General features: G+C 72.1%; 22 protein-coding genes. 11 read left to right on the forward strand and 11 right to left on the reverse strand.

The genetic code is table 11. The annotated features are described in order from the left end of the window. The first annotated feature begins 265 nt into the window (after positions 1-265). Genes AB0B33_RS12535 through AB0B33_RS12545 form a run of 3 tightly spaced genes read left to right on the forward strand, consistent with a single transcriptional unit; the run spans position 266 to position 3,841 of the window. Positions 266-1,228: a TerC family protein gene (locus tag AB0B33_RS12535; protein WP_247021391.1), complete on the forward strand. Its 963-nt coding sequence runs from the start codon at positions 266-268 to the stop codon at positions 1,226-1,228. Between the two features lie 40 nt (positions 1,229-1,268). Beyond that, positions 1,269-3,209, forward strand: a complete 1,941-nt coding sequence (locus AB0B33_RS12540) for a S9 family peptidase (RefSeq protein ID WP_360770209.1) — start codon at positions 1,269-1,271, stop codon at positions 3,207-3,209. Beyond that, positions 3,209-3,841: a haloacid dehalogenase-like hydrolase gene (locus tag AB0B33_RS12545; RefSeq protein WP_360770211.1), complete on the forward strand. Its 633-nt coding sequence runs from the start codon at positions 3,209-3,211 to the stop codon at positions 3,839-3,841. Before AB0B33_RS12540 ends, AB0B33_RS12545 begins: the two co-directional genes overlap by 1 nt. Here the strand turns inward: AB0B33_RS12545 and AB0B33_RS12550 are convergent. From AB0B33_RS12550 to AB0B33_RS12565, 4 genes are all read right to left on the reverse strand, one after another. Next, a complete protein-coding gene (locus tag AB0B33_RS12550; protein ID WP_086861703.1) occupies positions 3,823-4,479 on the reverse strand; it encodes an RES family NAD+ phosphorylase in 657 nt (218 codons plus the stop codon). The two genes, AB0B33_RS12545 and AB0B33_RS12550, sit on opposite strands and share 19 nt — an antisense overlap. Positions 4,480-4,530: 51 nt before the next feature. Beyond that, complete coding sequence (locus AB0B33_RS12555; RefSeq protein ID WP_247021397.1) at positions 4,531-5,112, reverse strand: DNA-binding protein; 582 nt, start codon at positions 5,110-5,112, stop codon at positions 4,531-4,533. 355 nt (positions 5,113-5,467) lie between these two features. Further along, complete coding sequence (locus tag AB0B33_RS12560) at positions 5,468-6,445, reverse strand: LacI family DNA-binding transcriptional regulator (protein WP_360770215.1); 978 nt, start codon at positions 6,443-6,445, stop codon at positions 5,468-5,470. A 125-nt stretch (positions 6,446-6,570) separates the two neighbouring features. Then, positions 6,571-7,830, reverse strand: a complete 1,260-nt coding sequence (locus AB0B33_RS12565) for a helix-turn-helix domain-containing protein (RefSeq protein ID WP_360770218.1) — start codon at positions 7,828-7,830, stop codon at positions 6,571-6,573. 157 nt (positions 7,831-7,987) lie between these two features. Between AB0B33_RS12565 and AB0B33_RS12570 the strand changes: the two genes are divergently transcribed. Both AB0B33_RS12570 and AB0B33_RS12575 read left to right on the forward strand, forming a co-directional pair. Continuing rightward, positions 7,988-8,446 (forward strand): MmpS family transport accessory protein, encoded by a 459-nt coding sequence (locus tag AB0B33_RS12570; protein ID WP_247021401.1) that lies wholly within the window; start codon positions 7,988-7,990, stop codon positions 8,444-8,446. Positions 8,447-8,488: 42 nt separating this feature from the next. Then, positions 8,489-9,235, forward strand: coding sequence for an ABC transporter permease (locus tag AB0B33_RS12575; RefSeq protein ID WP_360770221.1), 747 nt, complete (start codon positions 8,489-8,491; stop codon positions 9,233-9,235). On the opposite strand, the gene AB0B33_RS12580 is transcribed toward AB0B33_RS12575, so the two are convergent. From AB0B33_RS12580 to AB0B33_RS12590, 3 genes are read right to left on the reverse strand one after another with little or no spacing between them, the layout of a single operon-like run. Then, entirely contained in the window at positions 9,219-9,905 is a 687-nt protein-coding gene (locus AB0B33_RS12580; protein WP_360770224.1) for a histidine phosphatase family protein, read from the reverse strand. The two genes, AB0B33_RS12575 and AB0B33_RS12580, sit on opposite strands and share 17 nt — an antisense overlap. Before the next feature lie 10 nt (positions 9,906-9,915). Next, positions 9,916-11,799: a Na+/H+ antiporter gene (locus tag AB0B33_RS12585; RefSeq protein ID WP_247021407.1), complete on the reverse strand. Its 1,884-nt coding sequence runs from the start codon at positions 11,797-11,799 to the stop codon at positions 9,916-9,918. 33 nt (positions 11,800-11,832) lie between these two features. Further along, positions 11,833-12,240: a nuclear transport factor 2 family protein gene (locus AB0B33_RS12590; protein ID WP_360770227.1), complete on the reverse strand. Its 408-nt coding sequence runs from the start codon at positions 12,238-12,240 to the stop codon at positions 11,833-11,835. A 55-nt stretch (positions 12,241-12,295) separates the two neighbouring features. Between AB0B33_RS12590 and AB0B33_RS12595 the strand changes: the two genes are divergently transcribed. Next, entirely contained in the window at positions 12,296-13,681 is a 1,386-nt protein-coding gene (locus AB0B33_RS12595; RefSeq protein WP_360770230.1) for a carboxylesterase family protein, read from the forward strand. 256 nt (positions 13,682-13,937) lie between these two features. Continuing rightward, the gene (locus AB0B33_RS12600; RefSeq protein WP_360770233.1) at positions 13,938-14,579 is read left to right on the forward strand and encodes a hypothetical protein; all 642 of its coding nucleotides are present in this window, start codon (positions 13,938-13,940) and stop codon (positions 14,577-14,579) included. Between the two features lie 66 nt (positions 14,580-14,645). Here the strand turns inward: AB0B33_RS12600 and AB0B33_RS12605 are convergent, their stop codons facing one another. The 4 genes from AB0B33_RS12605 to rnhA form a co-directional block, all read right to left on the reverse strand. Beyond that, a complete protein-coding gene (locus AB0B33_RS12605; protein ID WP_360770236.1) occupies positions 14,646-17,717 on the reverse strand; it encodes a carbohydrate-binding protein in 3,072 nt (1,023 codons plus the stop codon). Positions 17,718-17,835: 118 nt separating this feature from the next. Further along, positions 17,836-19,068 carry a hypothetical protein gene (locus AB0B33_RS12610; protein WP_360770239.1) on the reverse strand — a complete coding sequence of 411 codons (1,233 nt, stop codon included), beginning with the start codon at positions 19,066-19,068 and terminating at the stop codon, positions 17,836-17,838. Between the two features lie 44 nt (positions 19,069-19,112). Next, the gene (locus tag AB0B33_RS12615; RefSeq protein ID WP_360770242.1) at positions 19,113-19,493 is read right to left on the reverse strand and encodes a YchJ family metal-binding protein; all 381 of its coding nucleotides are present in this window, start codon (positions 19,491-19,493) and stop codon (positions 19,113-19,115) included. A gap of 32 nt (positions 19,494-19,525) precedes the next feature. Then, positions 19,526-19,987, reverse strand: coding sequence for a ribonuclease HI (gene rnhA / locus AB0B33_RS12620; RefSeq protein WP_247021426.1), 462 nt, complete (start codon positions 19,985-19,987; stop codon positions 19,526-19,528). Positions 19,988-20,074: 87 nt separating this feature from the next. Here rnhA and AB0B33_RS12625 point away from each other — a divergent pair, with 87 nt between their 5' ends. From AB0B33_RS12625 to AB0B33_RS12640, 4 genes are all read left to right on the forward strand, one after another. Beyond that, on the forward strand, positions 20,075-20,782 hold the full coding sequence (locus AB0B33_RS12625) for a Crp/Fnr family transcriptional regulator (RefSeq protein ID WP_247021428.1): 708 nt from the start codon (positions 20,075-20,077) through the stop codon (positions 20,780-20,782). A 102-nt stretch (positions 20,783-20,884) separates the two neighbouring features. Next, a complete protein-coding gene (locus tag AB0B33_RS12630; RefSeq protein ID WP_247021430.1) occupies positions 20,885-21,061 on the forward strand; it encodes a hypothetical protein in 177 nt (58 codons plus the stop codon). Positions 21,062-21,271: 210 nt separating this feature from the next. Next, on the forward strand, positions 21,272-22,246 hold the full coding sequence (locus AB0B33_RS12635) for a hypothetical protein (protein WP_360770246.1): 975 nt from the start codon (positions 21,272-21,274) through the stop codon (positions 22,244-22,246). A 7-nt stretch (positions 22,247-22,253) separates the two neighbouring features. Further along, a complete protein-coding gene (locus AB0B33_RS12640) occupies positions 22,254-22,859 on the forward strand; it encodes a hypothetical protein (RefSeq protein ID WP_360770249.1) in 606 nt (201 codons plus the stop codon). Positions 22,860-22,862 lie beyond the last annotated feature (3 nt).

Consider the following 22,862-nt stretch of genomic DNA (forward strand, 5'->3'; position numbering starts at 1 on the left):
GGTTCACAGCGATCACACGCCAGGAGACCACCTGGTGGACTGAAGTGACCGAAATTACAGGACCAACCCGGTGACGTGCGGCGTTCCGGCTGGCGTTCGGGTGGGGGTAACCGGCAGACTGGAACGGCTGTGAGGGGAGTATTCCTTCGCGGCGGTGTCGTCAGCACGGTGGCCCTGCGCCCCCGGCACCGTCGGCCGGTGTTTTCACCGGCGGGAGAGACCTCCGGTTAGTTGCTCATGCGCACTATCCGGAGGTTCTGGTTCCATGACTGTCCCCCTGTGGCTGTGGATCGCCACGATCGGTGGCCTGCTCGCGCTCATCGCGCTCGACCTGGTCATCGTCGATCGCAAGCCGCACGAAGTGACCACGGGGGAAGCCGCTCGCTGGGTCATCTTCTACGTCTCGTGCGCCGTGCTCTTCGGTGCGGGCGTGTGGATCTTCGCCGGGCACGACCCGGGCGTCGAGTTCTTCACCGGGTACATCACCGAGTACTCGCTGAGCGTCGACAACCTGTTCATCTTCATGATCATCATGGCGTCGTTCAAGGTGCCCGCCATCCACCAGCACCGCGTGCTGCTGGTCGGCATCCTGCTCGCGCTGGGCTTCCGCAGCATCTTCATCGCCATCGGCGCTGCGCTCATCGAGCAGTTCGTCTGGGTCTTCTTCCTCTTCGGCGCGGTGCTGGTCTGGACCGCGGTCAGCATGCTGCGCGGCAAGGGTGAGGACGAGGAGTACCACGAGAACGCCGTCACCCGGCAGGTCCGCAAGATCGCGCCGGTGACCGACGACTACCACGGCCACCACTACACGGTGAAGCTCAACGGCAAGCGGATGATCACGCCGATGCTGCTGGTGATCGTGGCGATCGGCTCCGCGGACCTGCTGTTCGCGGTCGACTCGATCCCGGCGATCTTCGGCATCACCCAGGAGGCGTTCCTCGTCTTCACCGCCAACGCGTTCGCGCTGATGGGGCTGCGGCAGCTGTACTTCCTGCTCGGCGGCCTGGTGACGAAGCTGGTCTACCTGACCTACGGCCTCGCGGTGATCCTCGCGTTCATCGGCGCGAAGCTGTTCCTGCACGCCCTGCACGAGTACCACGTCGTGCCGGACTGGCTGGACATCAACAACTGGATCTCCCTCGGCGTCATCATCGTGGTGCTGACGGTGACTACGGTGGCCAGCCTGGCCAAGGCCCGGCGCGACGAGCGCAAACAGGTCGCCGCCTAAGTCGTTCGCAGCGCTAAAGATTTCCGGTACGGTCGGGGGCGTGCGCCCTGCCGACATCGAAGACCTCGTCGTCCCCGGCCGTCCCGCCCTGCGCGGAAACCTGCTGCTCACCGCGCTGAGTCAGCCCGACCTGAAGGCGAACGCCGCCCGCGGCGCGCTGCGGCGGGTGTCGCTCGACGGCGGCGAGTCCGCGTGGACGCACGGGCCGCGCGACTCCGCCCCGGCGATTTCGCCGGACGGGCGCTGGGTGGCTTTCCTCCGCGCGGGGGAGGGCAAGGGCGCCGACGGCAGCCCGCAGCTGCACGTGATGCCGTCCGACGGCGGGGAGGCGCGGCGGCTGACGTCGCTGCACCTCGGGGCCGGTGAGCCGGTGTGGGCGCCGGACTCGCGGCGGATCGCGTTCACCGCGCGCGTGCCCGAGGCCGGCCGCTACGGGACCGAGGACGCCGACGGCGAGACCCCGGAGCCGGCCGCCGAAGCCCCGCGCCGGATCACGCGCATGGACTACCGGCTCGACGACGTCGGCTTCGTGCGCGATCGCCCGCAGCGCCTGTTCGTCGTCGACGCGGCCGAGCCCGCCGAGGAGCCCGAGCCGCTGACCGGCGCCGGGTTCGACGCGAGCAACCCGGTCTGGACGCCCGACGGCACGCGCGTCGTCTTCGTCGCGCCGCCGGAGTGGGGCGCGGCCGAAAGCGACGTCCGCGACGTCTGCGCGATCTCCGCCGAGGGTGGCGAGCCCGAGGTCCTCGTGCGCGGCGACGGCTACTCCGAGCGCCCGGCGTTCGGCCCCGACGGCACGTTGTTCTACTTCGGGCAGTCCTTTGCGGAGCACCGCGAGGCCGCGATGACCGGGCTCTACGCGGCGACGCCCGAGTTCGGCGCCGGCCCGGTGAAGGCCCGCCGGCTCACCGACCGGGAGACGGTGGACTGCGAATCGTCGGCGGGTGCCCCCACCCCGCGCGGCGCCGACGTGCTCGTGGCCGTCCGCAACCGCGGTGCGGTGGAGCTGCGCGCGGTCGCCGTCGACGCCGTCGACGCGCCGCTGGCCGACCTGGCGGTGGTCTACGCCGACCGGACGGCGCTGCGGTCGTTCGCGCTCGACGGCTCGGTGCTGGCCGCGGTGATCGCGACGCCGTCGACCTCCGGTGAGGTCGTGCTCCTCGGCGACGGCGGGCCGCGGGTGCTGACCGACTACTCGAAGCCGTTGCGGGACAAGGGCATCCGGCCGATGATCGAGCTGGAGACGACCGCGCCGGACGGCTACCCGGTGCACGGCTGGCTGGTGCTGCCCGAAGGCGAGGGTCCGCACCCGGTGCTGCGCGTGGTGCACGGCGGCCCCTTCACCCAGCAGGAGTGGGCGGTGTTCGACGAGGCCCAGGTGTACGCGGCGGCGGGCTACGCCGTGGTCGTCGGCAACCCCCGCGGTTCGGCGGGCTACGGCCAGACCCACGGCCACGCGATCACCCACGGCTTCGGCACGGTCGACGTCGACGACGTCCTGGCCCTGCTCGACAAGGCGCTGGAGCGCCCGGATCTGGACGCCTCCCGCGTCGGCGTGATGGGCGGGTCGTACGGCGGTTTCATGACGAGCTGGCTGGCCGCCCACCACGGCGAGCGGTTCAAGGCGGCGTGGAGCGAGCGCGCGGTCAACGCGTGGGACTCGATGGTCGGCAGTTCCGACATCGGCTACTTCTTCGTCGACGCGTACATCGGGTCCGATCCCGAGGTGCAGCGCGACCGGTCGCCGCTGCAGCACGCGGCGAAGATCGAGATCCCGTTCGCGGTGGTGCATTCGGAGCACGACTGGCGCTGCCCGCTGGAGCAGGCGGAGCGGATGTTCGTGGCGCTGCGGCGCGCGGGCGCCCCGGCGGAGATGCTGCTGTTCCCGGGCGAAGGCCACGAGCTGACCCGGTCGGGCCGTCCGCGGCACCGGGTGCAGCGCTTCGAAGCGGTCCTGGAGTGGTGGGCGCGGCACCTGTAGTGCGCGGCCTGGTCTGCTTCGACGTCGACGGCACCCTCGTGCCCGGCACGACTTCGTGCGCGTGGGTGGCCGCGGTGCTCGGGCACGAAGCCGAGCTCCGCGCGGCCGAAGCGGCGTACGACGCGGGCCGGATGAGCAACCAGGAGGCGTCGGTGATCGACGCCCGCGGCTGGGCGGGGCACACCGAAGCCGAGGTCCTGGCTCGGCTCGAAACGCTGCCGCTGGTCGCCGGGATCGGCGAGACGGTGGCGTGGTGCCACGACCACGACCTCCGCCCGATCCTCACCACGCTCGCGTGGACGCCGGTGGGCCGGATGCCGGCCCGGCGGTTCGGGTTCGACGCGTACTGCGGCCCGGTACCCGAAGCGGTCGGCGGCCGCTACACCGGCGAGGTCGCCGAGCACCTGGACGAGTACGGCAAGCGGGACTTCGCGCTGGCCCAGGGCTTCGCGCCGGAGCTGTGCGCCGCCGTCGGGGACAGCCGGTCCGACCTGCCGCTGTTCGCCGCCGCCGGGCTGAGCATCGGCTTCAACGCGGCACCCGCGGCCCGGGCCGTCGCGACCCACGCCGTGGACTCCGGCGACCTGCGGGCGGTCGTGCCGCTGCTGGAGCGTCAGTTCAGCAGCGTGTAGTTCAGCTCTTCGCAGACCCGGCCCAGCGGGACGTCGAGACCCGGGTGGTCCAGCGGGAGCAGCACATCCGGTGCGATCGGCAGGGCCGCGCCCGCCGGCGGGTCCCACAGGCAGATCGCCGGGTCGCCCGAGTCCATCGAGGAGCGGTACCAGAGGCCGTCGAGGTCGCTGAACGCGCCGCGGATCGCGCGGGCCCACGCCTGCGTGAGCTTCTTCGGGCCGCTCGAGATCTCCTGGGACGCGCCCACCCGCGTGGGCCAGAGGCCGGTCAGGTCGAGCAGGCGCAGCGTGCGCGTCGGGCGGACGACGACCAGGCGGGGGCCGCGCGTGCGGCGGTCCACCGTCGAGCTGGTCTGGAAGACCTCGGCGATCGACGTGCGGACCGTGAGGCCGAAGTAGAGGACCCCGTTCGCGGGGTCGGTGACCGGCGCGCCGCCGCGGCCGGGCGGCTGCTGGTCGAACCGGCCGTGCGGGAGCGGGCCGGTGTAGCGGAACGAATTCCACTGCTGGGGGTGGTTGCCGTGCGCCGTGAAGATCCGCACCAGCCTGGTCGCGGGCTGGACCGTCACCACGTCGTCGGCGCGGTTCAGCTGCCGGACCAGGACGGATCGGGCGGGCGGCAGCGGTAGCCGGGCCATGGGTCGGGGGTGGTCCGTCCTTGTCGGTGATCTTGCTCGGGGAGGTCCAGCCTAGAGTGGCGAGCCGAGCGTGGCGATGAGGCGGGCGACGTGGTCCGGATCACCCCCGGACAGGAGCCACTGGCGAGGGGTCGCCGCGTGGTCGTTGATCACCAGGTCGGGTTGCGGTGTGCTCATGAAAGCGGCGACGACGAGCGCGGGCTGGTCCTCGGGCAGCGCCTTCAGCACGACCTCGAGGCCGGGGAGCACACCGGATCCGGCGAACTGCCAGGCCGGGAGCTTCCAGCCGCCGTCCTTCCAGCCGGTCAGCCTGCCTTCCTTGAGGCGGTGCCGGATCCGGCTGTCGTCGACGCCGAGGGCCCTCGCGGCCTCGTTGACGCTCATCGCCCCTTCGGCGAGCACGGCGTGGGCGGCGACGGTGCGGGCCCGGAAGTCCGGTTCGTCCTCCCGTCGCGGCGAAAGGTCGAGGCCGACGTCGGCGAGCGCCGCGCGCTGGTCGGCCGAGAAGTAGTGCGAGGGATCCGGATTCGGCGGGGACAGTCTGCGCGCCGCGTCTTCGACGAGCGTCAGGAACTCGTTCGCGTCGACCTTCAGGCCCGCCTTGGCGAGGATGTTCTCCAGCGCTACAGACATGGGGTTCAGCCTAACCCGAAACAGCGCGCGTGTGCGGGTTCGTGCGGTTTCTTGCCCTGTCTGTGGGTGAATTCACCAGAGATCGACACTTACCGCACATCACTCAACACGTTGAGTAGGCAACTTCCGGCTAGTCTGACCGCATCGGGCGAGCTTGTCCAGACCCGTGACGTCTTGACACCCCGGGCGTCGCGGTCCTACGTTCCCTGTCAGTAAACGATTTCCGCTCCGTGCTCACAGGATCCGGCGGATTCCGCGCCGGTCATGGGGGACACAGGGGGTGGGGCGTGCCTGGGGGGCCCGGCACGAGCCGGCCCCCCGGGCACGTCGCTCTCTGGTGTTCGGGTGCCGCCGGTCAGCGGCGGGAGCTCTTCCGTTCGATCAGCCGGGCTTCGAGCGTCGTCGTGGTCGCTTCGCGGCCGCTGTCGGCGATCCGGGCCAGCAGGAGCTGCGCGGCCACCCGTCCGACCTCGTACGCCGGCTGCGCGACGACCGTGAGCGGCGGGTCGATCAACGTCGTCCAGGGCGCGTCGTCGAACGAGACGATGCCGACGTCCCGCCCGGGCCGCAGCCCCCGCGACGAGAGGGCTTCGAGCACGCCGATCGCCATGGTGCTGTTCGCGACCAGCAGCGCGTCCGGCGGCGACGGCTCGTCGAGCAGCTCGAGCGCGGCCAGCCGGGCGCCCTCGGCGCGGTACTCCGCCCGCCGGGACAGGACGTTCGCTTCGCCTACGACGTCGCGGTACCCGGCCAGCCGGTCGTCGGCCGTGCGGACCCCGGCGGGGCCGGTCAGGCACCCGACGCGCCGGTACCCGCCGGCGAGCAGGTGCCGGGTGGCCTCGGCGGCGGCGTGCCGGGTGTCGACGAGCACCTGGTCACCCGCGTCGGCGGGCAGCGGCCGGTCCACCGCGACCAGCGGAGTCCCTTGGCGGCGCAGGCCTTCGACGTTCGTCGACCGCCCGGTGGGGGACAGCACCACCCCGGCGACGCGCTCCTGCAGCGCGACCTCGATGTAGCGCCGTTCCTTGTCTTCGTTTTCGTCGGAGTTGCACAGCACGACCGAGTAGCCGGACCGCTGCGCGAGGTCTTCGACGCCGCGCGCGATGGCGGTGAAGAAGGGGTTCTCGACGTCGGAGATGATCAGCGCGAGGACGGCTGTCTCCTGCCGCCGCAGGTTCCGCGCCAGCCCGTTCGGGTGGTACCCGAGCTCGGCGGCCGCCTCCTGCACCCGCGCGGCCAGCGTGGGGTCCACAGTGGACTTCCCGTTGAGCGCGCGCGACACGGTCGCGGTGGAGACGCCGGCCCGCGCGGCGACGTCGCTGATGGTGGCCACACGCCCTCCCTGATCACTCGTCGAGGGGGAGGATAGCGCTCCTGGTAGTCGTTTACCGTCCGCTTACCTTGCCGGGTGAAGCGCCACTTCCGGTTGACCGCGCGGGTTACGCCGAATGGCGCCGATCACGCCCCGTGGTGTCCACAGTGGAGGTAGGCGCGCGGGGTGAGCCCGGTGAGCGCCCGGCAGTCCCGGCTGAGGTGAGCTTGATCGGAGTACCCGGCGGCGACGGCGAGAGCGGCGAGGTTCGGCACGTGCGGGGCCAGGGCGATGGCGCGCTGGAGGCGGGCGACGCGGAGGTAGGTGGCGGGCCCGTAGCCGACGGCTTGGACGAACCGGCGGCGCAGGCGCCGCTCGCCGACGGTGGCGGGCTCGGCGGGATCTTCGACAGACGCACCTCGCGGCGCGGGAGTGGTGGGGAGTGATGGTGGGGCGCCGGCTTGCGCCGCGTGGGTGGTGGGGAGTGCTGCTGGGTTGCCGGTTCGCGCCAACCGCGCCTCTTGCGCCGGGCGGGTATCGGGAAGCGCCACCGCGTCGCCGGCTTGCGCCGCGTGGGTGGTGGGGAGTGCTGCTGGGTTGCCGGCTTGCGCCGCGCGGGTGGTGGGGAGTGCTGCTGGGTTGCCGGCTTGCGCCGCGCGGGTGGTGGGGCGTGCCGCTGTGGCGTCGGCTTGCGCCGCGCGGGTGGTGGGGAGTGCGGTCGGGTCGCTGGCTCGCGCCATCCGCGCCCCTTGCGCCGCGCGGGTATCGGGGAGCGCCACCGCGTCGCCGGTTCGCGCCATCCACGCCTCTCGGTCCGCGCGGGTGCTGGGGAATGCCGCCAGGTTGCCGGTTCGCGCCATCCACGCCTCTTGTGCCGCGCGGGTGCTGGGGAGACCCATCGCCGCGCCGGGCCGCGTCAGCCGTGTGTCTCGTGCCGTGCCGGTGCTGGGGCGCGCCACCGCGTCGGCGACCCGGGCCACTCCCGCTTCCAGCCGGGCCACCAGCTCCGCCACCGCCGGGTCCACCGGCGGCGCCTCCGTCAGCCGGGACGCCACCACCGCCGCCGGTGTCACCTCGCCCGCCAGCAAGCGCTCCGCCAGCAGCTCCCCTTCCCGTCCCCAAAGGTCGCCGAGCGGTACCCGGCTGTCGCGCAGCTCGTCCGCCGCCACCCCGAGCACCGCGGCCGCCCGGCCGGGCACGAACCGCACCCCCTGCAATTCCGCTCCCGGGTGGGTCACCGAAGACCAAGCCGTCGTGTCCGGGCCCGCCACGAACACCGAGCCGTCGCCCACCACCAGGTCGAGGCAGCCGTCGGGGACGATCCGCTTCGGGCCCGCCGATGCCGAGCGCCACACGCAGCGCGCCACGTCTGCCAGCCGCGCCGGTGGTGGCGCCTCTTCGTACACACCCCGATGATGCACCCGGGGACCGGCAAAACCCGAGCCGCACCCGTTTGGGTGAAAGTTGGACATCTCGGCCACGGCGGCTAACGCGGAGTTAGGTCACGGCGAGATATAGGCGACGCACTCGACGGAAGTGCGCGCGACGAGAGAAGACCTCTCCATGGGTGTTCCCACCGCGACCCACGAGCACCGCGCCCGCACTGCCGGGAGCGTCGTCGTGGTCCTGGGTGTGCTCGCCGCGGCCTTCGCGGTGACGTCGTTCATCGTGCCGCGGTCCGCGCGCGGACCCGCCAAGGAAGCGCCCGTGGCCGCGACGGTCGCGCCGGCCGCCGTGCGGACGGTCAGCCGGACCGTCGTCTACGAACTGCTCGGCCCGGACGGCGCCCGCAACGTCACCTACGCCGCCGCGGGCTCGGCGCTCGCGCAGCGGGCACAGGTGACGACGCCGTGGTCGGTCACCTTCACCCGGACCGGCCCCGCCGACCGCACCGAGTTCTACAGCGTCGCCGCGCAGAACCCCGGGCCCGGCGAACTTCGCTGCCGGATCGTCGTCGACGGCGTCGTGGTCGCTGAGAAGGCCGTCGCCGAGGCGGGACGCCTCTTCAGCTGCGCCGTCTGAGCCCGGCCACCCGAGCCCCCGAAAAGAGGGAAGATCGGCGGCGTGCACGACGCCGCGATCACCTTCGGGCCCGCCTTGGTGGCGGTGCTGGTCCTGCTCGCCGTCGCCGGGGCCGCCGTCGTCCGCTGGGGTGAGCTCGGGCAGGGCCGCGCGGTGCTGGTCGCCGCCGCCCGGGCGGTCGCCCAGCTGGCGCTGGTGTCGCTGATCATCACCGCGGTCCTCCGCTCGGCCCCGCTCACCGGCCTGTTCGTGCTGCTGATGTTCACCATCGCCGCGGTGACGTCGGCGCGGCGCGTCGGGACCTGGGCGAACCTGCCGTGGACCGCCGCGGCGATCGCCGCCGGGGTCGTGCCCGTGCTGGCGCTGGTCCTCGGCGCCGGCGTCGTCCCCCCGAAGCCGATCGCCCTCGTGCCGATCGCCGGTATCGTGATCGGCGGCGCGATGACCGCGACGTCGCAAGCCGCGCGCCGGGCGCTCGACGAGCTCAAGTCCCGCCACGGGGAGTACGAAGCCGCGCTCGCCCTCGGCTTCCTGCCCCGCCCGGCCGCCCTCGAGATCTGCCGCCCGTCGGCCGGGCACGCGCTGATCCCGGCGCTCGACCAGACCCGCACGGTCGGCCTGGTGACGCTGCCGGGCGCCTACGTCGGCGTCCTGCTGGGCGGCGCCGGGCCGATCGAAGCGGGGTTGACGCAGGTGCTGGTGCTGATCGGGCTCCTCGCGGCCGAAGCCGTCTCGATCCTGGTGACCGTGCAGCTCGTCGCGGACGGGAAGCTCAGCCGAGCGGCGTAGCCAGGTGCCCGGTGTCGTTGAAGCGCCGGATGATCCAGGTGTCGCCGTGCAGCACCAGGTGCGAGATCGAGCCGTTGTCCGCGCCGAGGAACGCGAACCGCTCGACCGAACGGCCGGCCTGCGCGAACACCTCGCCGATCACGCCGCCGTGGGTGAACACGGCGACGCGCTGGTCCGGGTGCGCGGCCGCGATCCGCGTCAGCGCGCCGCGCAGGCGGGCGCCGAACCGCTCGTCGGACTCCGCGCCCGGGATGACGTCCCAGCGCTGCTCGCTCCACAGCCGCTCGACGATCGGGTGGCCTTCGGCGGTGTACTTCCGGAAGAGCCCGTTTTCCCAGTCGCCGAGGTGGATCTCGCGCAGGTCCGGCTCGACGACCGGGGTGATCCCGAGCTTCTCCGCCAGCGGCGCGGCGGTCTCGGCGGTGCGGCGCAGCGTCGTCACGTAGATCGCGTCGATCCGCTCGCCGGCCAGCCGGTCGCCGACGCGCCGGGCGTGGTCGCGGCCGTCGGGGGCGAGCTCCGGGTCGGCCTGGCCGTCGACCAGCTCGAACGGGTTTTCGCCTCGGGCGGGAGCCGACTCGCCGTGCCGCACCAGGAAGATCTCCGTCGCGCCCGGCGGCGGGCTGAAGCGGTGCTGGCGGTACTCGATCTCCTGCTCAGGGGTGCTCATGGCCCCGACATTATCCGAGTTGCTTGTCCACGAAACACCACCGCCAGGTCTCGCCCGGCTCGAAGCTCCGCATGACCGGGTGCCGGCTTTCGTGGAAGTGCCGGGTGGCGTGCCGGCGCGGCGAGGAGTCGCAGCAGGCGACGTTGCCGCACTTCAGGCACATCCGCAGGTGCACCCAGGTGGTGCCCTCCTCGACGCAGGCAGCGCAGGTGTCCGGCGAGCTGGGCTCGCGCTCGACCCACTCGTGGGCCAGGTGCTTGCACGAGCCGGCCGTCGCGGCCGGTGTGCGCAGCTCGCGGCCTTCGACTTCGGGCTCTTCCTCGTCGCGGTCCAGCATGGACTCTTCGATGTCGAGCCGCTCCAGGACCTTCCGCAGGACGTCGTCGTCGGCGCTGCCGGCGTCACGGGCCTTCAGGAACTGCTCGCGTTCCACCTCGAGGAGCTGGATCCGCAGGCGGCGGTAGGCGTCGCTCGGCGTCTCGGCGAGCACGCTTTGGCGGCCGAGCTGCTCCCACGCGGAGTCGGAGCGGTTCTGCAGCCGGTCGCGGATGCGCTGGATGATCTCCGGCGGGTCGTCCGGCCGCTGGATCTCCTCGAGCTTCGCCAGCGCCGCCGTGGTCATGTCGTGCAGCACGGACGCTTCCTGCAGCGCGTCCTCCGCCGGGTCGGGCCGCGGCAGGCGCAGCCGCCGGATCAGCGGCGGCAGCGTCATGCCCTGCACGGCGAGCGTGCCGGCCACGACGACGAACGCGGCGAGCACCAGCACGGCCCGCTGCGGGGTGTCCGCCGGCAGCACGAAGGCCGCGGCGAGCGTGACGACCCCGCGCATGCCCGCCCAGGAGATCACCGCCGAGTAGCGCCACGGCCAGATCTTCGACCGGGTCTTGCCGGGCAGGAACCGCCGCTCCAGCCGTTTCACGGTGCCGATCCCGACCAGCCACAGCATCCGCGTGAAGATCGTCGCGGCGAGCACCGCCACGCAGATCCACGTCAGCATGCCCAGCGACAGCCCGGATTCGCCCACTTCGGACAGGATCCGCCGCAGCTGCAGGCCGATCAGCAAGAAGACCATGTTCTCCAGCAGGAACGCGATGGTCTGCCAGTTCAGCCTGCTGGCCAGCCGGGCCGAGCCGGAGAGGATCTTCGGTGCCTTGTGCCCCAGGATGAGCCCGGCGACGACCACGGCGAGCACGCCGGACCCGTGGATCGCCTCGGTCGGGATGTAGGCGATGAACGGCACCGCGAACGACAGCGCGGTGTCCAGCACCGGCTCGTTCAGCCGGGCGCGGATGAACGCGGCCACGAACCCGACGACCAGCCCGAGCACGATCCCGCCGATGGCCGCGCGCAGGAAGTCGGCGCCGACCTGCCAGAAGCTGACCGAGCCGGCCAGCGCGGCGATGGCCGTGCGCAGGGCGACCAGCGCGGCCGCGTCGTTGAAGAGGCTCTCGCCTTCGAGAAGCCGGATCAGCTTGCGGGGCATGCCGACCCGGCGGGCCACGACGCTGGCCGCGACCGCGTCCGGCGGCGCCACGATCGCCCCGAGCGCGATGCCGCCGGCCAGCGGGAGGCCGGGGATCACCGCCCAGGCGACCAGCCCGACCCCGAACGCGGTGAACACGACCAGCCCGACCGACATCAGCCCGATCGCGCCGCGGTTCTTCCGGAAGTCGACCAGCGACGTCTGGATGGCCGCCGAGTACAGCAGCGGGGGGAGCAGGCCGAGCAGCACGACCTCGGGGTCGAGGTGGTACTCGGGCACGCCGGGGACGTACGACGCCGCGACGCCGACGACGATCAGGCACAGCGGGGCGGACCAGTCCAGCCGCCGCGCCACGGCGCTGACGACGAGGACCGTCACGACCAGCGCCACTATCTCTGCCGCTATGTGCACGGGGTAATCATTACCCGCCCGCCGCGGCGGGTGTCACCTGGCCAGCTCGGGGAGCACTTCGGCGACCAGCTGGGTGTCCATGTACTCGGTGATCTCGCGGATCCGGCCACCCTCGAGCCGGAAGACGAAGCAGTACTGGTTGTCGTAGCGCCGCCCGGTCTTGGTGGCGACGCTGCCCCGCGTCTCGACCACGACGACGTCGTCCTCGGCCACGAACCGGCTCGCGGTGCTCGTGTAGACGCCGTCGAACTGCTCGCCGAGCGGCCCGAGCAGGTCCCGGCGGACGGAGTCCTTGCCGGCGAAGCTGCCGGACCAGCTGTTGTGCCCGCCGACGGTCCAGGTGACGTCGTCGGCCATGGCGGCGACCAGCGGCCGGATGTCGCCGGTGGCCCAGGCGGCGAAGGCGGTTCTCAGGAGTTCCTTGTTTTCGGCTGCGCTCATGGCTGGTAGTCAACACGCTGGAGCGCGCTCCAGGGCAAGTTCGTAGGCTGGGTCCGTGACGACGGTGGAGACCGCGGCCGGCGCACTGCGCGGGTCCGAGCGGGACGGGGTCAGGACCTTCCTCGGCGTGCCCTACGCCGAGCCGCCGGTGGGGGAGCTGCGGTTCCGCGCGCCCCGGCCGGCGCCGCCCTGGTCCGGTCTCCGTGACGCCGTCGAGTGGGCACCCCGGGCACCGCAGCCGGAGCTGACCGGGCGCGGCTTCACCGGCGACGAGGACTGCCTCTACCTGAACGTCTACGCGCCGGCGGCGCCCGGCTCGTACCCCGTGCTCGTCTGGATCCACGGTGGCGGCGGCGTGATGGGCGCGCCGCACCAGTTCGACGCCTCCGCGTACGCCCGCGCCGGCGTGGTGGTCGTGACCGTCGCCTACCGGCTCGGCGTGCTCGGGATGCTGCACCTGCCCGGCGTCGCCGACTCGAACCTGTCCCTGCGCGACCAGGTCGCGGCGCTCGAGTGGGTGCGCGACAACGTCGGTGCGTTCGGCGGCGATCCGGGCCGGGTGACGCTCGCCGGGCAGTCCAACGGTGGCCGCACGGTCGGGACGCTGCTCGCCGTACCCGCCACGCGCGGGCTGGTCCACCAGGCGATCGTGCAGAGCGGCACCGGCGTCGGCTCGGTCGTGCACACCCCGGCCGAGGGCGCGGCGATCGCTTCGGCGGTCCTCGCCGAGCTGGACGTCTCGCCGGAGGACCTCGCGACTCTGCCCGTGACGCGGATTCTCGCGGCGCAGCAACGGGTTTCGGCGGTGTCCGGCACGAAGGTGACCTACCGCGTGGTCGTCGGGGACGAGCTGCTGCCGGAACGCCCGCTGGACGCCGTCCGCGAGGTCCCGCTGCTCATCGGGACGACGGCCGACGAGGAGGACCTGTTCAGCTGGCTGCAGTCGGGTGGCGCGAAGCTCCTGGGCGTCGGGTCGACGATGCTGGACGCCACCGAGGTCGAGAAGGCCGTCTCGGCGTACGGCGAGTTGCTCGACTGGCCCGAGGAGCAGATCCGCAACCGCGCGCTGACCGCGGGGGACTGGTGGATCCCGGCGATCCGGTTCGCCGGGAAGCAGCCGGCCGCCTGGATGTACCGGCTGGACTGGCGGATCGCCCCGCGGGGCAAGGGCCTCGGCGCACCGCACGGGCTGGACCTGCCGTTGACGTTCGACGACATCCGCAACAAGAACTGGCGGTTCCTCTTCGCCGGCCGGACGTTCCCGGCGGAGCGCATGCAGGCGATGGCGACGGAGATGTTCGGCTCGTGGGTCCGGTTCATCGCGACCGGCGACCCGGGCTGGCCGCGCTACACGGGCGACGACCGCGTGACGCGCCTCTTCGACGACGTCTCGACGACGGTCTCGGACCCGGACTGCGCCCAGCGCCTCCTCTGGGAATGACCGAGGGCGGCCCGCGGCGTGCATCGGCCCGCGTGTAGCAGAAGGGCGAGTGGCTGCGACCTAGTGTTCGTCCCCGATGCCCACGCGAACCGGAGGCAGCTGGATGAGCTCAGGGCGAGACAAAGGGCCGAGCAACTCGTCGCGTCTCACCGGGAAACGGCAGCTTGCGCGTCGCCGACGGCGACGACCGGCTCCGGCCGACGGAGGCGACAGATCGGAGCAGCCGCAAGCCGAACGAACGCGGGGGACGGTCGCCGTGCAGCGGGCGCTGCAGCTGCGGGTCGAAAGCCACCTCAAGGGCGACGCCGAGGCCGCAGGCATCGCGGCAGCGCCGACTTACACCGGCCCTCCGGTTCAGCTCCCGATTCCCGTCCGGATCTGGCTCGAGGGCGAATCCGGCAGCGTCGAGGTTCAAGACGCCGTCAAGAACCTGTTGAATTCGCAGGGGTTCACGGTCGTTCGCGCGTACCCGGCGCAGCAGGGATCCTGGCGTCGCTCATTCGTCTTCCGACTGCGCCGGGCCAGTTCATCGGAAGAGATGCGTCGGCGCCTCGAGAAGGTCGAACGCGGGATCGAGCTCCAGCTCCTCACCAAGAACCAGGCGCACGTCGACCAGGCTCAGGGAGATGCGGTCGCGAAACTGCTCGTCGCTCTCGAGGCTTCACCGACAGCCATGGTTCAGATCGGCTCGGTCCTGATCGTCAAGATCGACGGCGTTCCGCTCGTTCGCAACCTCACGCAGACGGAAATCGCCATGCTCGACCGCGACCCGTCTCTGCTCGACAACCCTCGTTCGGTCCTGCGCGCGCTCGGTGACGCGGCCATGGCAGCTCCTGATCCGGGAGCAGGACGCCTGGCCGAGGTGATGAGCCGGGACCATCGGCCGGGAGCCGGTTGACAGCGCCTCCCCCGGACCTGACCGAGGGCGGCACTTTCACGTGAAAGTGCCGCCCTCGGTCAGGTGCTAGACGGTGATCTTGTCGACGTTCGGGCCGCCGTTGGCGGTCGTCGCGGTCGCCTTGATCTTGTTCGTCCCCGCGGTCAGCGTGACCGGGATCGTGACCGTCTGCCACGTGTCCCAGTTGCCCGTGCCGCCGAACGCCACCGCGGACGCCACCTTCGTACCGTTCACCGTGAGGTCCATCGGCCGGTTCACCGTGGTGCCGTTGGCGTACCGCAGGACGACGTTCGCGGCGCCGGCCGACGCCGCGTTCACGGTGAACTCCACCGCGCTGCCCGTCGCGTTGTCGTAGTTGACGAAGCCGGTGCCGGTGAAGCCGGCGTGGTTCGACTCCGCGACGCCGTTGGTGATCGTGGCGTTCTCGGCCTGGTAGTCGGCGGGGTTGCCGGGGGTGACCGTGCCGTCCGCCGGGATCGTCTTCGTCCTGGTGTTCCAGCCCGCGACCCGCACGGACGGCTTGGCGCCCTTGAGGTCCGCGGTCCGGTACGTCGCCGTCAGCGTCGTCGACTCGCCGGGCCAGAGGCTGACCTGGTTGTCGGTCCACCGCACCGGCAGCACCGGCGCGCCCGCCGCGCCGACCACGTGCGCGTCGACGAAGAACGCCGGCACCTTGCCGGCCGCCGGGTTCGTCAGCGTCACCTTGGTCGTCGTGGTGCCGTCGCCGTTCGTCGTCGTGCTGGCCGTCGAGCCCAGCGGAACCTGGGCCAGGCCGTTCAGGCCGGACAGGTCCGCGTAGGCCGACTGAGGCGTGTAGTACCAGTCGCTGTTGCCCCAGTCGAGCGTGTCGGCCTTGGTGGACAGCCAGTACACGTTCCGGCTGACCTCCTTGCCCGACGAGTCGGTGAGCACCAGCTTCGCCAGGTACGTCGTCGACAGCCCGCTCACCGAGCCGATGGTCAGCGCGGTCGTCTTCGCGCCGTCGCCGCCCACCGAAACGGCCTTGGACTGGTCGTACTTCGCCGTCCCGTCCAGGTTGAACAGCTGCACGCGCGCGGTGAGGCCCGACGCCGCGTCGTGGTTGTGGTTCACCACGACCACCGACTTGGTGTCGTACGAGTACTGGATGTGCAGCGGCTCGTTCGCTTTCTTGGCCCCGAAGTAGGAGCCGTTCTGGTCGAGGTAGGCGTCGAACAGCTGCCAGTGCAGCGACGTCCAGCCGCTGTTGAGCATCCAGTAGATGATCCCGGTGGCCGGGTTCGAGCCGTCGCTGAAGTTGCGCGAGTGCGACTCGAACTCGGCGCGGACGTTCTCGTACTGCGCCAGCTGCGCCTTCCGGACGTAGTCGTCGAGGTTCGCCGGCTTGCCGTAGCGGCCGGCCAGCGCGTCGCCGAACAGCTTCAGGTTGCCGAACGTCGAGGACGAGGACCGGTGGTACTGCGTGGCCGACGGGTTCTTCCACAGCGTGTCGAGCTCGCTCGAGGACATCATCCGCTTGAGCGTGTCCATGGTCGGGATGTCCGGCCCGGCACTGGTTTCGGAGTTGAAGCTCCACGCGCCGCCGAGGTCGGTGTGCGCCTTGTCGTACCAGTAGTTCGGCGGCACGTAGTCGTACGGCCCGTTCATCTTCATGCCGGACGACCCGAGCTGCGGCGACGACTTCGCCGACGCGGCCGGGACGACCGGGGTGGGCCAGTCCGCGGCGCTCAGCGCGTCGAGGTAGTTCTTCTCGATGGTCGCGTCCGGGGCGAAGTCGCTGCCGATGAGGAACGAGATGACGCTCGGGTGGTCGCGCAGGCGCTCGGCCTCCGCGGTCATCGACGCCTTCGCGACCGGGTAGTCCGCGGCGGTCCAGGGGTCACCCTTCTCGTCGCCGTTGACCTGGCCTTCCCACTTGTCGCAGCACTCCCAGCCGGGCAGCGTCAGCACGCCCATCCGGTCGGCGAGGTCGAAGAACTCGTCCGGCTCGATGTGCCCTTCCAGGCGCACGGTGTTGAGCCCGAGGTCCTTGACGTAGGCGAGCTTGTCCGCCGCGTACTGCTCGTTCCAGCGCAGGAACAGGTCCGGCGAGTAGCCGCCGCCCTTGATCAGCAGCGGGCGCCCGTTGATCGTGTACGCCCGGCCGCCGCTCGAGTTCTTGTTCGCCGTCACCTGGCGGACGCCGAAGCTCGAGTGCGAGGTGTCCGACGCGGTTCCGCCGACGGCCGCGGTCAGGTCGAGGTCGTAGAGCGGCTGCCCGCCCATCCCGGCCGGCCACCAGACCTGCGGGTTGTCGATCCCGACCACGCCGAACGTGACGGTCTTCTTCTCCTTGGCGGCCAGGGAAACGGTCTGGGTGACCGGTTTGCCGGCGACCGTGCCGGACACCGTCGCCGAGACCGCGGCCGCGGAGTCGTTGCGGACGTCGGCCTTCACCGTGAGGTCGGCGTGGCTCAGCCCGGTCAGCTTGGTCACGACGTGGCCGCCGCGCAGCGCCACCGGGCCGCTGCGCCGGACGAGGACGTCCCGCACGATGCCCATGTTCTGGTCCGGCGGGGTCTGGGCCCAGTCGATCCAGCCCATCGACAGGTCCTTGTTCGGGTCGTTCGGGTAGACCTTGAACGCGATGCTGTTCGCGCCCGACTTCACCTGCGCGGTGATGTCCAGGTCGTGGCGGGTGTAGGCGCCGTTGACCTGGGACTTGTCCGCGATCCGCGTCCCGTTGACCCAGACGTCGGCCTTGGACAGCACGCCGCTGAAGTCGAGGTACGTCCGCTGCGTGGTGTCGGTGACGGTGAGGTCGGTGCGGTACCACCAAGGGACCTGGAAGTCCGCGGTCGGCACGTTCTTCATGTTGGTGGAGTAGAACGGGTCGGCGTACTTGCCGTTGGCCAGCAGGCCGGCGTAGACGGTCGAGCGGGGGCCGACCGGGTACCAGCCCGAGGTGTTGTACCCCGGCTTGGACACCGCCGAGTCGTCGTTCACCTGCGCCGACGTCTGGATCAGGAAGCCGGGGACGGCGGTGGCCGGGGCCGCGGCCGCGACGACCGCTCGCACCGGGACCTGCCCGGTGGCCGACGCGACGGTGGCTCCGCTCACCGCGACGGCCAGCGAGGCCGCCACGAGGAGAGTCCGGGTTCTTTTCTGCCGATAGCTCACTAGCGCGCCTCCTAGGCACCCACGGCGGCGGGGGACTGCGGACTTTCGTTAGGGAACTTTCCTAACAATTGCGGACGATGGTAGCGGTCCGATCACGCGGAGAACAGGGGCGTTCCCGTCAAACCCGGGCGGTCCGCCACGCCGCGGCGGCGCGCAGGGCCAGCAGGAGCGGCAGGGAACCGTCTTCCCAGAGCCGTTGCGGCAGTGCCTCGCTGAGCGGTACACCGGCGGCCAGCGCGGCGCCGATCGCGGCGAGGTCGACGTCGACGAGCGTCAGGCCGGCGCTGTAGAGCCGTTCGCCGCTGACCGGGCGGCGCCGGGCGACCTCCGCGCTGTCGGCCGCGAGCTCGGTCAGCCCGAAGAACTCCGGCTTGGCGCCGCGGTCCATCCAGCGCGCGAAGCCCGTCACCTTCGTCGAGCGGATGTCGGCGGGGGTGAGGCCGCTTTCCTCGCACAGCTCGCGTTCCATCCCGGCGCGGACCGCGGTGTGCAGGGCCTGCCGCGCGCCGCCGTCCGGCGTGCGCAGGTCGCGGGGTTCGAGCGAGCCGCTGCCCGACGGCGCGAGCAGCAGCCCGCTCACGGCGTTGAGCGCCGACTGCCGGACGGTGACGAGCTTGCCGTCGGTGGTGAAGGCGACCGTGGAGACGCCGACGTGGTCGGCCAGCGCGCTGCCGCTCAGCTCGCGCAACGCGCCCGCGGAGTCGGTGAGCTCGGCCTTGCGCAGGTCGTACTCCTCGCCGGTGTCGGTGCGCGTGATGCGGAGCGTGCCGAGTTCGTTCGAGCAGACGGCGTCGAAGAACCGCGCCCGGTGCAGCCGGATCGGCGCGGGCCGCGCCCCGGTGGCGGGCAGCGGGTCGCCGCGCATGCCGACGACGGGACCGTTGAACAGCAGGCGGCCACGGGCCCGCAGCGGGAGGACGTGCGGCGCGGTCGCCTTGAGGGACGGCGGCAGCCGGTAGGGTTGCTCGGCCACGTCGATCGTGTGCCGCTCTTCCCACAGTTCGCGGTCGATCGCGGCGCTGACCAGCGCGGTTCCCCGGGCGGGCACGGCGAGGTACGCCGCTTCCGGGTACGCCGACGGCGGCGGCAGCTCGGCGGCCGGGAACGGCGCCGCGATGGCGGTGAACTCGAACCCGGCCCACCGGCGGCGCAGCAGCCGCACGTCCCGGGTGAAGGTGGTGACGCCGAGGGCGAGCGCGATGATCGAGAGCACCACGCCGATCGCGCTCGGCAGGATGGTGACGACCCCGAGCAGCACCCCGAGACCGGACGCGGCGAGCGGCCACTCGCGGGCGCCGAGGAAGCCGAGGTAGTCCGCCCTCGCCCGGGCGCGGCGCGTCAGTTTTCCCATCGCCGCACTGTTTAGCACGGCGGAGGTGGTGCGCGGGACGGGTTTCAGGCTTCGGCGTCGAGGTAGACCCAGTGGCCGTCGTCACGCCGGAAGCGGCTGTTCTCCTCTTGGAAGCCGTTGCGGCCCCGAAGCCGGTAGTGCGCCCGGAACTCGACGGTGCCTTCGGTGTGCAGCAGGCCCCCGCCGGTGCGCCCCAGGATCTCCAGCCGCGTCCACTCCTGCGCGGGGTCGAGCGCGAGCCGCCGGGGCCGGGTGCGCGGGTGCCAGGTCCGCAGCAGGTACCCCGTGTCGCCCACGGCGAACGCGCTGAACCGCGACCGCATCAGCAGTTCGGCCGTCGGCGCGGCGAGCGCGCCGTCGTGGAACCGGCCGCAGCAGGCGGCGTAGGACTCGGCGAGACCGCACGGGCACGGGACGGGAGGCATCGGGGAATTGTGCCACGACCGTCCACTCCGGACTAACCGGCGTTGACGGGTTTCCCGCTCTCGCGCGCCTCTTGCGCCCCGCGGACCGCGAGCCGGTCGGCGCGTTCGTTCTCCGGGTGGCCGGCGTGGCCCTTGACCCACAGCCATTCGACCTCGTGCCCGCCGATCGCCGCGTCGAGGCGCTGCCAGAGGTCCGCGTTCTTGACCGGTTCGCGCGCCGCCGTCTGCCAGCCGTTGTTCTTCCAGCGGGGCAGCCACTGCGTGATCCCGTTGCGCACGTAGGTGCTGTCGGTGAACACGCGCACCTGCGACGGCCGCGTCAACGTCTCCAGGGCCCGGATCGGCGCGGTCAGCTCCATCCGGTTGTTCGTCGTCGGCGTGGCTTCGCCGCCGTACAGCTCGCGCTCGTGCTTGCCGTAGCGCAGCACCGCGCCCCAGCCGCCCGGTCCGGGGTTCCCGCTGCACGCGCCGTCGGTGTAGATCTCCACGTCCACGCGGCGACCCTATCGGTTCCGGCTCTCGCCCAACGCCGCCACGCCGGGTTACGGTGGGCATCCGGAGCGGAGCGGGAGTTCGGGGCGATGAACGGGCACGACGACACGGCCGAGGGGGCGCTCCTGGCCTACCTCGCCGACGCCGATCGCGAGTACCTGCTCTCCCGCGGTACCCGCCGCCGGTTCCGGGCGAACGACGTCGTGCTCATGGAGGGCGACCCCTCCGACCACGTCCACGTGCTGGTCGCCGGCTGGGTGCGGGTGTCCGCGATCGTCGAGGACGGCCGCGAGGTCCTCTTCGGCCTGCGCGGCCCCGGCGAGGTGCTCGGCGACCTCGCCGCCGTGACCGGGCGCCCGCGGACGGCGTCGGTCCGCGCGATCGAGCCCTGCACCGTCTTCCAGCTGACCGGGGCGCAGTTCATCGACGTGCTGCACGCCCGGCCCGAGATCGCCATCGCGACGATCAAGACCGTCGCCGCCCGGCTCCGCAACGCCGAGTCCGCCCGGGTCGACTCGGCGGCCCTCGACGTCACCCGGCGGGTCGCGGTGCACCTGCTCCGGCTCGCCGAGGAGCACGGGCGGTCGGTCCCGGAGGGCGTGGTCATCGAGGCCGCGCTCTCGCAGACCGACATCGCCGCGCAGGTCGGCGCCGCCCGGCGGACCGTCGCCCGGGCGCTGCGCGTGCTGCGCGAGCGCGAGATCGTCGAGACCGGCCGCCGCCGGATCCTCATCCGGAAGCTGCGCGTGCTCCAGGCCTTCGCCCGTTCTGAGCCAAACGGCACACAAGGGCCGTGACAGCGGGCATCTGAGGACCGCTCCGACCCGGCGATGCTGGAACCCGGCCGGTAAAGAAATGCGATGCCACCGGCTGAATTTCATTTCGAGCGAGGTCGGGGAGTGCTCGTCGTGAACGTCCACTGCAAGATTTCGACCCTGGTGAAATCGGTCTTCGCCGCGTTCGTGGCCGGTGCCGTCGCGGGTTTCCTCGCGGCGGCCGGAAACGCGGTGGAACCCGCCAGTCCGGCGTTCCACGACTCCGCGCGGCTTCCCGCCTCGGCCTGGGTGCAGCGATGAGGAGGTGTGTGTGATGGAGAGCCACTCGATCTGGGCCCTGATCTTCGGGGCCAACTGACCCGCGGAGGGAACCCGGCCGGCCGGCACGCGGGGGGCCGGCCGGCCGGGCATTCCGCGAATGCGCGTGTCCGTGATTTGTCACGTCACCGCCGCCGACGGCCGCTGGTAATGTCAACAGCTCTTTCCACCGGCGGCGCGGAAGGAGGTGGGATGACCGGGACGACATCGGAGAACTCGTTCCCGTTCGTGCGCGAACTGAACGAACTGCGCCGCGGCCGCGGCCTGGACGCGGCCGACCTGCACCAGCGGATCGGCCCCTGCCTGCGGGCCGCCTGCGAGGTCGCCGACGACGACCCGCCCGCCGCCGCGCGGCACAAGGTCGTGCTGCGGCTGACGGAACTGTGCGGGCGGCTGCCCGCGGACCTGCGGCTGGCCGCGCTGGCGGCACTGGGCCTGCACGAGGAGGCGGCGGGGGAGTTCCTCGACCGGCGCATCTCGTGGCTGGCCAGCGTCCTGGACCGCGACCCGCGCACCGCGCGCCGCCGCATCGACCTCGCGTTCCGCCGGCTCGACGAGCTGCTCGGCGCGCCGCCGCGCGAACGTGACCTGCACCCGCTGGCCGGCTGGTACGTCGAGTCGATGAAGGCGATGCTCCGGCTCGACCGCGACCCGCCGGACCTGCAGGAGGAACGCCGGATCGTCGCGGAGGTCGACGAGCTCGACGAGCTGGTGCTCTCGTTCAGCGCACCCGCCGACCCGGGCCTCGACCCGGTGCCGGCCATCACCGCGGACGTGCTGTTCGGCGGCGAAATCGTCGAGGCGCGCCAGGTTTCGGCGAGCCACGCCCAGTTCGTCATGCGGCTGCCGAGCCCGTTGCGGCTCGGGCAGCGGCACGAATACGGCATCCGCTTCGCGCCGCAGCGCACGTCGCTGCGGCCGTACTACGTCATGACCCCGTTGCGGCGCTGCGAGAAGTTCTCGGTGCGGGTGCGGTTCGACCGCGACGGCCCGCCGTCGAAGGTGTGGCGGCTCAACGGCGTGCCCGGCCGCGTGATCGACGACGGCACCGACTCGGGCGACGCGCTGACGGTCAACAGCCTCGGCGAGGTCGGGCTCGAGTTCCACGACCTGCACCAGGGGCTGAGCTACGGCCTGCAGTGGTCGGCCGATCCCGGGGCGGGTTGAGCGGGCCGTGCGCACCGATCCGGTGACCGCGACCGTCGTCCGGCTCGGGATCGTCGCACCGAGCCGGGGGCGGACGGCGCGCGCGGTGCACCTCGGCGCCACCCTCGACGGGGTGCTGGACGAGGTGTTCGAGGGCGTCCCGGTGCCCCACCGCACGCCGACGTGGTTCCGGCGGGCCGAGGGCGACGCCACGACGGTGATCATCCCGCCGACGGTGCCGCACAGCTGGGTCGCGACGGAGCTCGTCGCGCTGCTGGCCGGGGCGCTGGGCCGCCGCAACCGCCACCTCAACGAGTTCGGCAGGCTCCGGCTGCGGGTGGCGGCCGACCACGGCGACGTCGTGCTGCGCCCGCCCCACTTCGGCGGCGCGGCGGTGGCGCTGGCGACGTGGCTGTGCGCGGCCGAGGAGCTGAAGGCGGCGATCGCGGCGGCGCCGGAGCTGGATCTGCTGCTGGTCGTCTCGGACCGGTTCCACACCGCCCTCGCCGGCGACGAGGGCTACCGGCGGATCGTCGTCCCGGCGGGCGGCGAGCGCGAAATCGCGTGGCTCCGGACGGGTCCGGATACTGGGACGCGGAATACCGGCGCAGGCGGCGGGTTGGCACCGTCGTAGCCG

The organism is Amycolatopsis sp. NPDC049159 (assembly GCF_040648295.1).
GTDB lineage: Bacteria > Actinomycetota > Actinomycetes > Mycobacteriales > Pseudonocardiaceae > Amycolatopsis > Amycolatopsis pretoriensis_A.

Excerpts from the sequence above, each read along its gene's own strand:
- AB0B33_RS12570 (WP_247021401.1), top strand. The coding sequence starts at position 7,988 with ATGGGTGTTCCCACCGCGACCCACGAGCACCGCGCCCGCACTGCCGGG.
- AB0B33_RS12635 (WP_360770246.1), top strand. The coding sequence starts at position 21,272 with ATGACCGGGACGACATCGGAGAACTCGTTCCCGTTCGTGCGCGAACTG.
- AB0B33_RS12610 (WP_360770239.1), bottom strand. The coding sequence starts at position 19,068 with ATGGGAAAACTGACGCGCCGCGCCCGGGCGAGGGCGGACTACCTCGGC.
- AB0B33_RS12590 (WP_360770227.1), bottom strand. The coding sequence starts at position 12,240 with ATGAGCGCAGCCGAAAACAAGGAACTCCTGAGAACCGCCTTCGCCGCC.
- AB0B33_RS12615 (WP_360770242.1), bottom strand. The coding sequence starts at position 19,493 with ATGCCTCCCGTCCCGTGCCCGTGCGGTCTCGCCGAGTCCTACGCCGCC.
- AB0B33_RS12550 (WP_086861703.1), bottom strand. The coding sequence starts at position 4,479 with ATGGCCCGGCTACCGCTGCCGCCCGCCCGATCCGTCCTGGTCCGGCAG.
- AB0B33_RS12625 (WP_247021428.1), top strand. The coding sequence starts at position 20,075 with ATGAACGGGCACGACGACACGGCCGAGGGGGCGCTCCTGGCCTACCTC.
- AB0B33_RS12535 (WP_247021391.1), top strand. The coding sequence starts at position 266 with ATGACTGTCCCCCTGTGGCTGTGGATCGCCACGATCGGTGGCCTGCTC.
- AB0B33_RS12580 (WP_360770224.1), bottom strand. The coding sequence starts at position 9,905 with ATGAGCACCCCTGAGCAGGAGATCGAGTACCGCCAGCACCGCTTCAGC.
- AB0B33_RS12555 (WP_247021397.1), bottom strand. The coding sequence starts at position 5,112 with ATGTCTGTAGCGCTGGAGAACATCCTCGCCAAGGCGGGCCTGAAGGTC.